The 287-nt window shown below is 62.0% G+C and carries 1 protein-coding gene; it reads left to right on the top strand.

Annotation, left to right across the window (positions count from 1 at the left end; translation table 11 throughout):
• Positions 1-287: FliG C-terminal domain-containing protein (locus KI686_RS17670; protein WP_497801196.1), on the top strand; the 287-nt coding region annotated here is incomplete at both ends.

The following is a 287-nucleotide window of genomic DNA, read 5'->3' as shown; positions in this document are numbered from 1 at the left end:
GACGAGATGTTCGTCTTCGAAAACCTGCTCGACCTCGAGGATCGCAGCATCCAGCTCCTGCTGCGCGAAATCCAGTCCGACTCGCTGATCCTCGCCATGAAGGGCGCATCCGATACGCTGCGCGAGAAGATCTTCAAGAACATGTCGTCGCGTGCCGCGGAAATGCTGCGCGAAGACCTCGAAGCGCGCGGCCCGGTCCGCCTCTCCGAAGTCGAAGCCGAACAGAAGGAAATCCTCAAGATCGTCCGCCGCCTGGCCGACGAAGGACAGATCGTCCTCGGCGGCGC

Source organism: Polaribacter sargassicola, from assembly GCF_021991835.1.
GTDB lineage: Bacteria > Bacteroidota > Bacteroidia > Flavobacteriales > Flavobacteriaceae > Polaribacter > Polaribacter sargassicola.
The sequence above is the reverse complement of the archived record's forward strand: the minus strand, read 5'-3'. Positions and strand labels throughout refer to the sequence as shown.